The organism is Pengzhenrongella frigida (assembly GCF_004168625.1).
In the GTDB taxonomy this organism is placed as follows: Bacteria; Actinomycetota; Actinomycetes; order Actinomycetales; family Cellulomonadaceae; genus Pengzhenrongella; species Pengzhenrongella frigida.
The window spans coordinates 64829-77463 of the sequence record NZ_SDWW01000005.1 but is presented as its reverse complement, the minus strand read 5'-3'; the positions used below and the strand labels follow the sequence as shown (position 1 = coordinate 77463).

Below are 12635 nucleotides of genomic sequence, written 5' to 3'. Positions count from 1 at the left end.
GCCCCATTCTCCCGCGCGATCCGCGCCGAGATGTCGGGGAGCCGTCAGCGCGGCCGGCCCGGACCGTCAGTGCGTGGTGCCGTCCGGACCCTGCTGGGCCAGGAACCGCTCGAACTCCGCACCGAGCTCGTCCGCCGTGGGGATCTCGGACGTGTCGGCGAGCAGGTTGGTGCGCCCGATCGACCGGGCGAAGCTGTCGTACTGCTCCTCGAGCGCGTGGACGACCGCACTCACCTCCGGAGAGGCCTCCACCTGACGCTCGATCTCGGCCGTGGCCTCGCGTGCAGCCTCGGTCAGAGCGGACACGCGCAGGTCGAGCCCGGTCGCGGTCTGCAGGTTCTCGAGCGCGGTGATGCTCGCCTGGGGGAACGGGGACTGCGCGAGATAGTGCGGCACGTGCACCGCGAAACCCATCGCGTCATGACCGGACTGCCCGAGCCGGAACTCGAGCAGTGCGCTCGCGCTCGCCGGGACCTGCACGGACCCGAACCACGAGGTGTGGTCCACGATGAGCTCGGCCCGGGTCCCGTGCGCGGTCACCGAGAGCGGTCGCGTGTGCGGCACCCCCATCGGGATGCCATGGATCCCGACGGTGAGGGGCACGTCGAAGCGCTCGATCAGCTGACGGACGGATGCCGCGTACCGCTCCCACTGGATGTCGGGCTCCAGGCCGTGCAGCAGCAGGAACGGGACCCCGGCAGCATCCCGGACCAGGTCGAGGACCAGCTCGGGCTCGGCGTAGGCGCTCCACGTCGTGGAGTCGAAGGTCATCGTCGGACGACGCGAGCGGTAGTCGAGGAGCTGGTCGACGTCGAACGTCGCCAGCCTCGTGGTGGACAGCTCGGACGCGAGGTGCGAGGCCGCCAGCTGCCCCGCACTGCCCGCGTCCACGAAACCGCGCACCGCGTGCACCAGGATCGGGCCGGCATGCGTCAGCCCGGTCGCGGCGGCGCTCAGCAGTTCGGCGGCGTCGGGTTCGACGTCGTAGATCTCGCTCGGATCCAGCATGGTCCCTCTTTCCGTTCCGACGGCCACCAACAGCCGACCGCGACGCCCGAGGGCGTGCGCACAACCGGCGGACCTTGGGGTAACGCCACCCGGGATCGGATCCTTCCCGCACCTGCGCTGCGAACCAGATCCTACGGTCGACGGATCGGTTGGCGTGCGCGCGGCCCCGTCGAGAGCGGATAATGGACGCCGCCCAGGTGGGCGGACGGTCGAAAGCGGCCGCGAACGCAGGTGGGCAGGAGCAGTAGCAATGGCGGGACGAGAGTCCGAGCTGCGCGGCGAGCAGGACACCGTCGACCGGCTGTACGACCGACTCGACGCACTGCGCGCCCAGACCCGGGAGAGGCTGCGCGAGGTGCGGCGCGAGGGCCCGTCGGGCTCCCCGCAGAACCGGAGCGAGCGGGACGCCTTCGCGACCCTCTACGAGGACCGGATCGCCCAGCTCGAGGCGGTCGAGGACCGCCTCGCGTTCGGGCGGCTCGACCTGACCGACGGCGAGCAGCGCTACATCGGGCGGATCGGGCTCACCGACGCCGACCACTCCTCGCTGCTGACCGACTGGCGTGCGCCCGCAGCCCAGGCCTTCTACCGGGCGACGGCGGCCCACGCCGACGGCATCGTCCGGCGCCGCCACCTGATCACCCGCGGACGTGCGGTCACCGGGATCGAGGACGAGGTCCTTGACCTGGACGCGATCGGTGCACCCGGCTCCGACGAGACCGGTGACCACCTGTCCGGGCTCACCGGCGAGGGTGCGTTGCTCGCGGCGCTGGCTGCCGGGCGGACGGGCCGGATGGGCGACATCGTCGCCACGATCCAGGCCGAGCAGGATGCGATCATCCGCGCCGATCTGGCCGGCGCCCTGGTCGTGCAGGGGGGGCCCGGCACGGGCAAGACGGCCGTGGCGCTGCACCGGGCCGCCTACCTGCTCTACTCGCACCGCCGCCTGCTCGAGCGTTCCGGCGTGCTGCTGATCGGACCGAGCCGCGTCTTCCTGCGGTACATCGACCAGGTGCTGCCCTCGCTCGGCGAGACCGGCGTGGTCACCACGACGATCGCCGAGCTGTACCCGCGCCTGGAGGCGACCGGGGTCGAGTCCGAGACCGTCGCCGAGATCAAGGGGCGGGCCGGGTTCGCGCAGGTGGTCGCCCGCGCGGTCCGCCAGCGCCAGCGGGTCCCGGCCGGGCCCGAGGAGTTCAAGGTCGACGGGAACACCGTCGTGATCACCCCGCACGACGTCACCGAGGCGATCGTCCGGGCCCGTCGCAACCACCGCCCGCACAACCTCGCGCGGGTCACCTTCGTGCGTGACATGCTCTCGCGGCTCGCCGAGCAGTACGTCACCCAGCTCGGGTACCCGCTGGCCGCCGACGAGCGGGGCGACGTGCTGGAGGAGCTCCGCTCCGACCGCGGGATCCGGATCGCCCTGAACCTGGCCTGGATGCCGCTGACCCCGCAGAAGCTGATCGAGGACCTCTTCGCCAAACCGGCCCGGCTCGCCGCGGCGGCCCCCGGCCTGAGCGCCGCCGAGCGGGCGCTGCTCGCCCGCCCGGCGGGTTCCCCGTGGACCCCGGCCGACGTGCCGCTGCTCGACGAGGCCGCCGAGCTGCTCGGCGAGGACGACCAGGCCGCCCGGGTCCAGGCGCGGCTCGATGCGACGAACCGCACGGCCGAGCTCGACTACGCCCGTCGGGTCCTGGCCTCCTCGGGCAACGAGGGCCTGGTCTCCGCCGAGCTGCTCGCCGATCGGTTCGCCAACACCGGTCCGCGCCTGACCACCGCGGAACGCGCGGCGGCCGACCGGAGCTGGACCTACGCGCACGTGGTGGTCGACGAGGCCCAGGAGCTGTCGGCCATGGCGTGGCGGATGCTGCTGCGCCGGGTCCCGACCCGGTCCATGACCATCGTCGGCGACGTCGCCCAGACCTCGACCCAGACCGGCGCGCGCTCCTGGGCCGGCATGCTCGAACCGCTGCTGCGCGGTGCCTGGCGACTGACCGAGCTCACGGTCAACTACCGCACCCCGGCCGCGGTCGCCGAGGCAGCGCAACGCGTGGCCCGCGCGGCCCACCTGCCGGTGAGCTCCCTGACGTCGGCCCGCGAGGTCGACGACGCCCTGGTGGTCGAGGCGGTGCCCGACGACGCCGGGCTCGCCGGTCGCGTGGCCGCGAGCGCCGATGTGGCGCTCGCCACACTCGCCACCGGCGCGGAGGGCGGCCGGGTGGCGATCATCGCGCCCGGCGCGCGCATCTCGACGGTCCGCGACGCGCTGCGCACCGCCGGCCTGGACGAGCACCTGGGCTCCGGCGCGACGGTGCTCGACGCTCCGCTCATCCTGCTCACGCCGCGCGAGGCCAAGGGGCTCGAGTTCGACGTCGTCGTGCTGGTGGAGCCCTCCGAGGTGGGTGCCGCGAGCGCGGGCGACCTCTATGTCGCGATGACGCGCCCGACCCGGCAGCTGCGGGTCGTGCACCACGCCGAGCTGCCGGACGGCTTTCACACCCCCTCCACCGGCGACCGGTTGTTCTGACTCACGGACCGCCGGGACGTCCCCGAACGGTCCGAGGGCCGGGACTCACTTGGCGGAGCGCGCCCGCGGGGGCACCATGGGGTCGTGCTACGCGCCCTGCTCCTCGAAAACCTCCACCCGTTCGCCAAGTCGATCCTGGCCGCACAGGGCATCGAGGTGATCACGCGCACCGGTGCGCTCGACGAGTCCGAGCTCATCGACGCCCTCCAGGGCGTGCAGCTCCTGGGGATCCGATCGAAGACCCATGTGACGGAGAAGGTCCTCGCCTGCTCGCCCGATCTGATCGCCGTCGGCGCCTACTGCATCGGCACGAACCAGATCAACCTCGCGGCGGCCGCCAAGCGGGGTGTGGCCGCGTTCAACGCGCCGTTCTCCAACACCCGGTCGGTCGTCGAGGTGGCGCTCGCCGACATGATCGCGCTGACCCGCCGCCTGACGGTGCTCGACAAGTCGATGCACGCCGGCGTCTGGGACAAGACCTCCGAGGGAGCGCACGAGATCCGCGGGCGCACGCTCGGGATCATCGGCTACGGGAACATCGGCACCCAGCTGTCCGTGCTCGCCGAGAACCTCGGCATGTCGGTCGTGTTCTTCGACACCGCCGAGAAGCTCGCCCTGGGCAACGCCCAGCGGATGGAGACGCTCGACGAGCTGCTCGCCGCGGCGGACATCGTGACTTTGCACGTCGACGGCCGGGACGGCAACGCGGGCCTGTTCGGCGCCAAGCAGTTCGCCCAGATGCGGCCCGGCGCCGTGTTCCTCAACCTCTCGCGCGGCTTCGTCGTCGACTATGCCGCCCTGGCGGAGTCGATCCAGTCCGGGCACGTGTCCGGCGCCGCCGTCGACGTCTTCCCGGTGGAGCCCAAGCGCCGAGGCGACGCGTTCGAGTCCGAGCTCCGTGGCCTGCCGAACGTCATCCTCACGCCGCACACCGGCGGATCGACCGAAGAGGCGCAGGCGGCCATCGGTCAGTTCACGTCGAACAAGCTGCGTGACTACGTCGCGACCGGGACGACGACCCTCAGCGTCAACGTCCCCAACCTCGCGCTCGAGCAGACCACGGGCATCCACCGGCTCGCCCACCTGCACCGCAACACACCCGGTGTGCTCGCCGCGGTGAACGCGGTGCTCGCGAGCCACGGGGTCAACATCGAAGGTCAGATGCTCGCCACCCGCGGGGAGCTCGGGTACGTGGTCACCGACGTCAGTGCGGAGATCACCTCCGACGCCGTCGAGGAGCTCACGCAGATGTCCCAGACGGTCCGTCTGCGCCTGCTGTCCTGACGGCCACGGTGCCGCCGAGCTGAGCGTCGCCGCACAACTGATCGTCGCCGCTCCGGCGCGTCCTGCGAGGCACCGGAGCGACGACGATCACGAGCCGATCAGGCCGATCCGGCCCGACGGCGGAAGGTGCGCTGCGCCGGCCCGGAGGTCTCCGAACCGTGCACGTTGCCCGTGTTGCTCTGGCCGTCGGCCGTCTTGTGCTGCCCGGCCTTCTTCCGGTCGAGCGCCTCGCGGAACTTCGCCTTGGCGTCCTCGCTCACGCCACCGTCCGTTGCGGCGTCCTCGTGTTCTTGCTGCGACATCCCGGTGCCTCCTTCTTGAGTCGTGCCGACCGCGGTGGTGCGGCCATTTCCCTGCACCTGGTCGGTGCCGGTGGTCAGTGACGTGCGGTGGTGCCCCAGAGCAGCGACGCGAGCTCGGCGACCGACTCGACGACGTGGTCCGCGCCCGCGGCGAGCAGCTCGCCGTCGACCGCGAAGCCCCACGCTACGCCGACGGACGTCACCCCGTTCTGAGCGGCACCCTCGATGTCGTGGCGCCGGTCCCCCACCATCGCCACGCGCGCCGGCTCCGGACCGCCGAGCAGACGCAGGGCCTCGGCCACGACGTCGGCCTTGCTCCGGGTGCCGTCGTCGGTGTTGCCGCCGATGACCGTGAAGTAGTCGGCGAGCCCGAAGTGCTCGAGGGTCAGCGTGCCCTCCAGGACGGGCTTGGCCGTCGCGAGCCCGAGTCGCACGCCGGCGGAGTCGAGCGCGCGGAGCAGCTCGATGATGCCGGGGACGAGCTCGGCCTCGTACAGGCCGACGTCCAGATGGCGGCGACGGTAGGCGTCCATGGCCACGGTCAGATCCGCGTCGGGCACGCCCAGCAGCGTGAGGTTCTCGGCCAGGGGCGGTCCGATCACCCAGGAGATGTCGGTGTCCGGATGCGTCGGGTGTCCCACGGCCGCGAGCGCGTAGCGGTAGGAGCTGGTGATCCCGACCTCGGGGTCGGTCAACGTTCCGTCGAGATCGAACAGGACGGTGTCGAAGGGACCGATCGCTGCGGCGGCCTGAGCCGCTCCGGCGAGGTCGCCCGAGAGAACGGGGCGAGCGGCGGCGAGCGGCGCGACGTCGACGATCACTGGCTTCGGCACGTCGACCAGCGTAATGGCGCCCGGGAGCGGCTCCCGCGCCCACCTGGCGTACGGTCGGCGGCATGTACTTCGCCGACGCCGACCGATATGCCTCGCTCCCCTACCGCCGTACCGGTAGCAGCGGGCTGGACCTCCCGTCGATCTCGCTCGGGCTGTGGCAGAACTTCGGTGCCGCGAACGGGCTCGACCGCCAGCGCGAGATCATCCTGCACGCGTTCGACCGCGGGATCACCCACCTCGACCTCGCCAACAACTACGGCCCGCCGCCCGGATCCACCGAGGACAACTTCGGCCGGATCCTGCGCAGCGACCTGTCGCCGTACCGCGACGAGCTCGTGATCTCGACCAAGGCCGGCTACGACATGTGGCCGGGTCCGTACGGCGTGGGCGGCTCGCGCAAGTACCTGCTCGCCTCGCTGGACCAGTCGCTCAAGCGCATGGGGCTCGACTACGTCGACATCTTCTACAGCCACCGGTTCGACCCCACCACCCCGCTGGCCGAGACGCTGGGTGCCCTCAAGACCGCCGTCGACTCCGGACGAGCGCTCTACGCCGGGATCTCGTCGTACAACGCGCACCGCACGCTCGAGGCGCTCGAGGTGGCCCGGGAGATCGGCCTGACCCTCACCATCCACCAGCCGTCCTACTCGATGCTCAACCGCTGGGTGGAGCACCCGGACGCCGAGGCGGGCGGCCGCTCGCTCCTCGACGTGCTCGGCGAGGCGGGCCTCGGCACGATCGTGTTCTCCCCCCTCGCCCAGGGCATGCTGACGTCGAAGTACCTGGGCGGGGTGCCCGCCGACTCGCGCGCGGCCCGGGGCGGGTCGCTCAGCCAGGGCTTCCTCACCGCCGAGAATCTCGGCCACATCGAGGCCCTCGCCGAGATCGCCGCCAGCCGCGGGCAGTCGCTCGCGCAGCTGGCGATCTCCTGGGCGCTGCGGGACCCGCGGATCACGTCCGCACTGCTCGGCGCGAGCAGCGTCGCGCAGCTCGACGAGAACCTCGTCGCCCTCGAACGGCTCGACTTCGACTCCGACGAGCTGGCCCGGATCGACGAGCACGCCGTCGATGCCGGGGTGAACCTCTGGGCCGCGCGGTCGAGCGACCTGTAGGACCGGTTCACGGGCCGCAGAATCACGGCCGAGAATCGTAAGTTACGTCCTAGTAACTTACGGGTCCGTAGGTTAGGCTGGTGCGGTGAACTTTCCTCTTGCGGACCGCCCGTGGCTGGCCTCCTACACCCCCGACGTACCGGCGGACGTGGAGGTGCCCGACGAGGCCCTCGGCGCGGCCCTGACCCGCGCCGCAGAGCGGTTCGGTGACCGGATCGCGATCGACTTCCTCGGCCGTGGACTCACCTACCGGGCGCTGGCCCGGGACGTCGACCGCGCGGCCGGCGCGCTGCGCGACCTGGGGGTGGTCCCCGGGGACCGCGTCGCGATCGCCCTGCCCAACTGCACGTCCCACGTGGTCGCGTTCTACGCGGTGCTGCGCCTGGGCGCCATCGTCGTCGAGCACAACCCGGTGTACAGCGCGGACGAGCTCACCCACCAGCTGATCGACTCGGGTGCGGTCGTCGTCATCTGCTGGCAGAAGACCGCACCGTCGGTCGTCTCGGTGCAGGAGCGCACCGCCGTGCGGGCGATCGCCGTCGTCGACCTCGCCGCCGACATGCCGTTCGCCAAGCAGTTCCTGCTGCGCCTGCCCGTGCAGAAGGCCAAGACGCTCCGCACCCAGCTCCAGGGGCCGGTCCCGGCCGGCACGCTCGACTGGCACACGCTCATGCGCCGCGCGAAGCCGGTCGCCGCCGACCACCCGCAGCCGGCGTCCAGCGACATCGCCCTCCTGCAGTACACCGGTGGCACCACCGGCACCCCCAAGGGCGCGATCCTCACCCACCGCAACCTCGTGGCCAACGCCGTCCAGGCGGACGCGTGGACCAACCTGCGCCCCGGAGCCGAGACGGTCTACGGGATCCTGCCGTTCTTCCACGCGTTCGGACTCACCCTGTGCCTGACCTTCAGCGTGCGGATCGGCGCGACGATGGTGGCGTTCCCCAAGTTCGCCCCGTCGGCGGTCCTGACGGCGCAGAAGCGGCTCCCCGCGACCTTCATGGCGGGCGTCGCTCCGATGTTCGACCGCATCGCCGCCATGGCCACCGAGCGCGGCGCCGACCTGAGCACGGTCCGGATCGCGTTCGCCGGCGCGATGCCGATCTCAGCCGAGACCGCGGCGCGCTGGGAGGAGCAGACCGGTGGCCTCCTGATCGAGGGGTACGGCATGACCGAGACCTCCCCGCTGGCCGTCGGCAACCCCTGCAGCGTGGACCGCGCCCCGGGCACGCTCGGCCTGCCGTTCCCCAGCACCGAGATCCGGATCGTCGACGTCGACGACCCGACCCACGACGTCGGACCCGGCGAACGCGGTGAGCTGCTCCTGCGCGGGCCGCAGGTGTTCGCCGGCTACTGGGGCCGCCCTGACGAGACCGCTGCGGTCCTGCTTGCTGACGGGTGGCTTCGCACCGGCGACGTCGTCGTGGCCGACGAGGCCTGCTCGCTCACCCTCGTCGACCGCACCAAGGAGATGATCATCACCGGCGGCTTCAAGGTCTACCCGTCGCAGGTCGAGGAGCTTCTGCGCGGCATGCCCGGGGTCGAGGACGTCGCCATCGTCGGGGTGCCTGCGGGCGAGCAGGGCGAGCGCGTGGTCGCCGCCGTCGTCCTGTCGGCCACGGATGCCGCCGCGGGCGTCGACCTCGCAGCGGTCCGAGCCTGGTGCGAGCAGCACCTGGCCCGGTACGCCATCCCGCGCGAGCTCGTCATCCTCGACGAGCTCCCCCGATCGCCGATCGGCAAGGTCTTGCGCCGGGTCGTCCGCGAGGGCGTTCTCGCCAACCGCGGGCAGGTGAACGCGTGAATCGGGCCAAACTGATCCCTCGTCGCGTCGCTGGTTCCGCGGGCGCCCGAACAGGAGGATGATGGTAGTAATGTCCTCCCAGCCCACCGGTCGCCGCCGGCACCTGCCCAACAGTCCGTTCAATGCCGCCCGAGAGGCGGCAGCTGCGGCAATCAAGCCGATCCCCGTCGGGGCCCGCGTCTCGCACGAGCGACACGGCCTCGGTCGAGTCGTCGCCCTTGACGGAGATCGTGCCGTCATCGTCGACTTCGGCGCGGGTGACCGCCGCCGCGTCGCCCTCGACAGCGCCAAGCTCGAACGGCTCTGAACACGGCTTGATCGTGGGCCGCGCGTCGTCGCGGCCCCGCGGTCAGTGCTGACTCGAGATCCACCCTGATCCGAGATCGGCGCTGACCTCGTCCGAAGCTACGGGGCGGCCGGCGTCGACTCTCCGTCGAGCACGTCGAGCTCCGACTCGGCCGGGGCACCCTCAGCCGCACGTGCGGCTTCCTCGTGCTCGGCCCGCAGCAGCGTGATCGCGGCTTCGAAGTCCTCCAGCGAATCGAACCCCTGGTAGACGCTCGCGAACCGCAGGTAGGCGACCTCGTCCAGGTCCCGGAGCGGGCCGAGGATCGTCAGGCCGATCTCGTACGCGTCGAGCTCGGCACTGCCCGCGCTGCGGATGTTCTCCTCCACGCGCTGGGCCAGCAGGGCGAGGTCGTCCTCGCTCACCGGCCGCCCCTGGCAGGCCTTGCGCACGCCGTTGACGATCTTCTCGCGGCTGAACGGCTCGGTGGCCCCGGAACGCTTGACGACGGACAGGCTCGCGGTCTCGACGGTGGTGAAACGGCGGTTGCACTGCGGGCACTGCCGACGACGACGGATGGAGGTGCCGTCGTCCGACGTCCGCGAGTCCACCACGCGCGAGTCGGAGTGGTGGCAGAACGGACAGTGCACGGCACGCCTCCCGGTTTCGGTTACCTGGCCAAGACGCCCGTCCCGGGTACTGCCTGGGGGCTCGGCGACGCTCGGCCACGAGTGACTCTCGGCCACATCTGCGCCAAAACCTAGAGGTCGTCGCGCCGGGACGCAAGGTGGCGACGAGGAGCGGTCCCTCGGAGCGGGCCGGGAAGGGCGAGCAGGGCTTCGCACGAGCGAGCGTGCTTCGCGCGGGTCAGGAGGCGGGGACCAGGATCTGCTGCCCCGCGCGCAGGCCCGCGCCGGCGAGACCGTTGAGGGCGACGAGGTCCCCGACGGTGTCGCGGACGTCCTCGTGAGGGGCGGTGAAGTCGGCGGCGATCGCCCACAGGCTCTCCCCGGCCGCAACCGTGTAGGTGTCGACCGCAACGGCCTCGGTCGGGGCGCTGGCGACGGCCCGGCCGCCGATCAGGACGACGGCGGACGCGAGCACGATCGCGACAGCACCGAGCACGCGGCGCCCCCGGGTCGTCAGTGTGAGGGAGTCCCCCGCGGCGAACCCCGTCGGGTAGCTCAGTGCTGTGCTCATGTCCTGCTCCTCTCAAAACCCCAGACCCGCGCCTCCCCGGGCCCGGATCGAACACCTGTGCGTCGAACGTCTGTACGATGTTTAGCACGTAGCACCGACACTTGTCGAGACACGCTCGAACAAATGTTTGAAAGCACGGCCTGGTTCTTCTAGGCTGTGGCTACGGAAGCAAGCGCACCACGAGCCACCCACACGCCCGGTCAGAGGTGGACTCGACCAGAAGGAGGAGAACCGTGGCCAGAGACGCGAAGACCCCCGGCGGCGGGCAGGTGCCACCCGCATCGCCCGCGAGCGACGCCACGCTCGCGTCGGTGCACGCCCTGCCCGACGGTGCGCCGGACGGCGACGGCCTGACCGCGCGGCAGCGACTCGTCCTCGAGACGATCCGGTCGTCGGTGGCCAAGCGCGGCTACCCACCGACCATGCGCGAGATCGGCGAGGCGGTCGGGCTGACCAGCCCGTCGAGCGTCAAGCACCAGCTGACCGCGCTCGAGCGCAAGGGCTACCTGCGGCGCGACCCGAACCGCCCCCGGGCGATCGAGGTCATGCACCCGGACGACTCCCGCCCGATCCAGGCGTGGCAGTCGCCCGCAGCCAGGCCCGCGGAGGCGTTCGGCGAGGAGCACCTCGCCGCCCAGGACGGTTCACCCACGCCCTCGTACGTGCCGGTGGTCGGACGGATCGCGGCCGGTGGCCCGATCCTCGCCGAGCAGATCGTCGAAGACGTGTTCCCGCTGCCGCGCCAGCTGGTCGGCGACGGCGACCTGTTCCTGCTCCGGGTGGCCGGCGACTCGATGATCGAGGCCGCGATCTGCGACGGCGACTGGGTGGTCGTACGCCGCCAGCCGGTGGCGGAGAACGGCGAGATCGTCGCGGCGATGATCGACGACGAGGCGACGGTGAAGACCTTCAAGCGCACGGACGGCCACGTCTGGCTGCTGCCGCACAACCCCGCGTATTCCCCGATCGACGGTGACGAGGCGCAGATCCTCGGTCGCGTCGTGAGCGTGCTGCGCAAGCTCTGATGCCAGGACGGATGCGCGACCCCGGCCCCGCAGCGCACGGCGAGCGCCTCGCCGCAGCGCTGCGGGCCGCACCGCAGGCCGACCGGGCGGACGCGGGGCCACTCGAGGACTGGACGATGGCGAGCCTGCGCGAGCGCGCATCCGAGACCGGCATCGAAGGCCGGTCCCGGATGCGCAAGGACGAGCTGATCCGGGCCCTCAGAGCGCAGGGCTAGTCAGCGGGGTCAGCCCGTCGAAGCCAGGCGCTAGAACCCGAACCGGCGGGCAACCGCCTTGAGGGCCTCGGCCGAGCGGTGCAGCTTGGCCATCTCGTCCGAGGACATCGGGACCTCGAGCTCGCGCTCGGCTCCGGTGCGCCCCAGCACGGTCGGCACCGACAGGCAGATGTCGCTGATGCCGTAGTAGTCGTCGAGCAGGCTCGAGACGGGCAGGACCCGGCGCTCGTCCTTGAGGATCGCCTCGATGATGCGGGAGGCAGCCAGGGCGACGGCGTAGTTCGTCGCCCCCTTGCCGGCGATGATCTTGTACGCCGACTCGATGACCTCCCGCGCGATGCCCTCGCGGATCTCCGGCGTGAGCGGCCCCGAGCTGCGGGTCCCGCGCCAGTCCGGCAGCGGGACCCCGCCGATGGAGGCCGAGGCCCACAGCGGGAACTCGCTGTCCCCGTGCTCACCCACCATGTAGGCGTGCACGTTCTGCACGGCGACGCCCGTGTGCTGCGAGATCAGGTAGCGCAGCCGGGACGAGTCGAGCACCGTGCCGGACCCGAACAGCTGCGCCCGCGGCAGCCCGGAGATCTTCAGGGCCGCATAGGTGACGATGTCGACCGGGTTGGTGATCATCACGAAGATGGCGTTGGGGGCCTGCTCGACCAGCGGCGGAAGGATCATGCGCGTGAGCGCGATGGTGGCCTCGGCCAGGTCGAGCCGAGTCTGTCCCGGCTTCTGCTTGGCCCCGGCCGTGACCACGACGACGTCCGCGTCCGCGCAGACCGCGATGTCGTTCGAGCCGACCACCTCGGCCATCGGCATGAACTGGATCCCGTGGCCCAGGTCGGCGGCCTCGGCCTCGACCTTCGCCTTGTCGATGTCGTACAGCGCGACCGTCCGGGCAGCTCCCCGCATCAGCGCCGCATACGCCACCGTCGCGCCGACCGCCCCCGCGCCGACCACGGCGAGCTTCGTGGTCCGCCGATCAGGAGTGGGTCCGGTGCCCCGGCCGACGTCGTCACTGTCGTAGGTCTCACTCACA

Annotated in this window: 13 protein-coding genes; 7 read left to right on the top strand and 6 right to left on the bottom strand. The window is 71.5% G+C overall.

Translation table 11 applies throughout. From position 1 onward, the window contains the following. Positions 1-66: 66 nt before the first annotated feature. On the bottom strand, positions 67-1008 hold the full coding sequence (locus tag EUA98_RS03145; RefSeq protein ID WP_130101212.1) for a proteasome assembly chaperone family protein: 942 nt from the start codon (positions 1006-1008) through the stop codon (positions 67-69). Between the two features lie 250 nt (positions 1009-1258). On the opposite strand from EUA98_RS03145, the gene EUA98_RS03140 reads away from it, so the two are divergent. Both EUA98_RS03140 and serA read left to right on the top strand, forming a co-directional pair. Continuing rightward, entirely contained in the window at positions 1259-3538 is a 2280-nt protein-coding gene (locus EUA98_RS03140) for an AAA family ATPase (protein WP_130101211.1), read from the top strand. 84 nt (positions 3539-3622) lie between these two features. Then, a complete protein-coding gene (serA, locus tag EUA98_RS03135) occupies positions 3623-4822 on the top strand; it encodes a phosphoglycerate dehydrogenase (protein ID WP_130101210.1) in 1200 nt (399 codons plus the stop codon). A gap of 98 nt (positions 4823-4920) precedes the next feature. On the opposite strand, the gene EUA98_RS03130 is transcribed toward serA, so the two are convergent. Together EUA98_RS03130 and EUA98_RS03125 are read right to left on the bottom strand one after the other, a co-directional pair. Further along, complete coding sequence (locus EUA98_RS03130) at positions 4921-5124, bottom strand: DUF5302 domain-containing protein (RefSeq protein ID WP_130101209.1); 204 nt, start codon at positions 5122-5124, stop codon at positions 4921-4923. A gap of 74 nt (positions 5125-5198) precedes the next feature. Further along, on the bottom strand, positions 5199-5957 hold the full coding sequence (locus EUA98_RS03125) for an HAD-IA family hydrolase (RefSeq protein WP_165372697.1): 759 nt from the start codon (positions 5955-5957) through the stop codon (positions 5199-5201). A 62-nt stretch (positions 5958-6019) separates the two neighbouring features. On the opposite strand from EUA98_RS03125, the gene mgrA reads away from it, so the two are divergent. The 3 genes from mgrA to EUA98_RS03110 all read left to right on the top strand — a co-directional run bounded on the left by mgrA (position 6020) and on the right by EUA98_RS03110 (position 9180). Further along, positions 6020-7069: an L-glyceraldehyde 3-phosphate reductase gene (gene mgrA / locus EUA98_RS03120; RefSeq protein ID WP_130101207.1), complete on the top strand. Its 1050-nt coding sequence runs from the start codon at positions 6020-6022 to the stop codon at positions 7067-7069. A gap of 85 nt (positions 7070-7154) precedes the next feature. After that, positions 7155-8873: an AMP-binding protein gene (locus tag EUA98_RS03115; RefSeq protein ID WP_130101206.1), complete on the top strand. Its 1719-nt coding sequence runs from the start codon at positions 7155-7157 to the stop codon at positions 8871-8873. A gap of 70 nt (positions 8874-8943) precedes the next feature. Beyond that, positions 8944-9180: a hypothetical protein gene (locus EUA98_RS03110; protein ID WP_130101205.1), complete on the top strand. Its 237-nt coding sequence runs from the start codon at positions 8944-8946 to the stop codon at positions 9178-9180. 98 nt (positions 9181-9278) lie between these two features. Here the strand turns inward: EUA98_RS03110 and nrdR are convergent, their stop codons facing one another. Beyond that, on the bottom strand, positions 9279-9809 hold the full coding sequence (nrdR, locus tag EUA98_RS03105) for a transcriptional regulator NrdR (RefSeq protein WP_130101204.1): 531 nt from the start codon (positions 9807-9809) through the stop codon (positions 9279-9281). A 217-nt stretch (positions 9810-10026) separates the two neighbouring features. Further along, entirely contained in the window at positions 10027-10359 is a 333-nt protein-coding gene (locus EUA98_RS03100; protein WP_130101203.1) for a LysM peptidoglycan-binding domain-containing protein, read from the bottom strand. A gap of 311 nt (positions 10360-10670) precedes the next feature. Between EUA98_RS03100 and lexA the strand changes: the two genes are divergently transcribed. Both lexA and EUA98_RS03090 read left to right on the top strand, forming a co-directional pair. Beyond that, positions 10671-11384 carry a transcriptional repressor LexA gene (gene lexA / locus EUA98_RS03095; protein WP_242511249.1) on the top strand — a complete coding sequence of 238 codons (714 nt, stop codon included), beginning with the start codon at positions 10671-10673 and terminating at the stop codon, positions 11382-11384. Between the two features lie 11 nt (positions 11385-11395). After that, positions 11396-11599 (top strand): Rho termination factor N-terminal domain-containing protein, encoded by a 204-nt coding sequence (locus EUA98_RS03090; protein ID WP_242511238.1) that lies wholly within the window; start codon positions 11396-11398, stop codon positions 11597-11599. Positions 11600-11629: 30 nt separating this feature from the next. On the opposite strand, the gene EUA98_RS03085 is transcribed toward EUA98_RS03090, so the two are convergent. After that, on the bottom strand, positions 11630-12634 hold the full coding sequence (locus EUA98_RS03085; RefSeq protein WP_130101200.1) for an L-lactate dehydrogenase: 1005 nt from the start codon (positions 12632-12634) through the stop codon (positions 11630-11632). Between the last annotated feature and the right edge of the window lies 1 nt (position 12635).

Coding starts and splice junctions, on each gene's coding strand:
- EUA98_RS03145 (WP_130101212.1), bottom strand. CDS start 1,008: ATGCTGGATCCGAGCGAGATCTACGACGTCGAACCCGACGCCGCCGAA.
- EUA98_RS03140 (WP_130101211.1), top strand. CDS start 1,259: ATGGCGGGACGAGAGTCCGAGCTGCGCGGCGAGCAGGACACCGTCGAC.
- EUA98_RS03130 (WP_130101209.1), bottom strand. CDS start 5,124: ATGTCGCAGCAAGAACACGAGGACGCCGCAACGGACGGTGGCGTGAGC.
- mgrA (WP_130101207.1), top strand. CDS start 6,020: ATGTACTTCGCCGACGCCGACCGATATGCCTCGCTCCCCTACCGCCGT.
- EUA98_RS03110 (WP_130101205.1), top strand. CDS start 8,944: ATGTCCTCCCAGCCCACCGGTCGCCGCCGGCACCTGCCCAACAGTCCG.
- EUA98_RS03100 (WP_130101203.1), bottom strand. CDS start 10,359: ATGAGCACAGCACTGAGCTACCCGACGGGGTTCGCCGCGGGGGACTCC.
- EUA98_RS03090 (WP_242511238.1), top strand. CDS start 11,396: ATGCGCGACCCCGGCCCCGCAGCGCACGGCGAGCGCCTCGCCGCAGCG.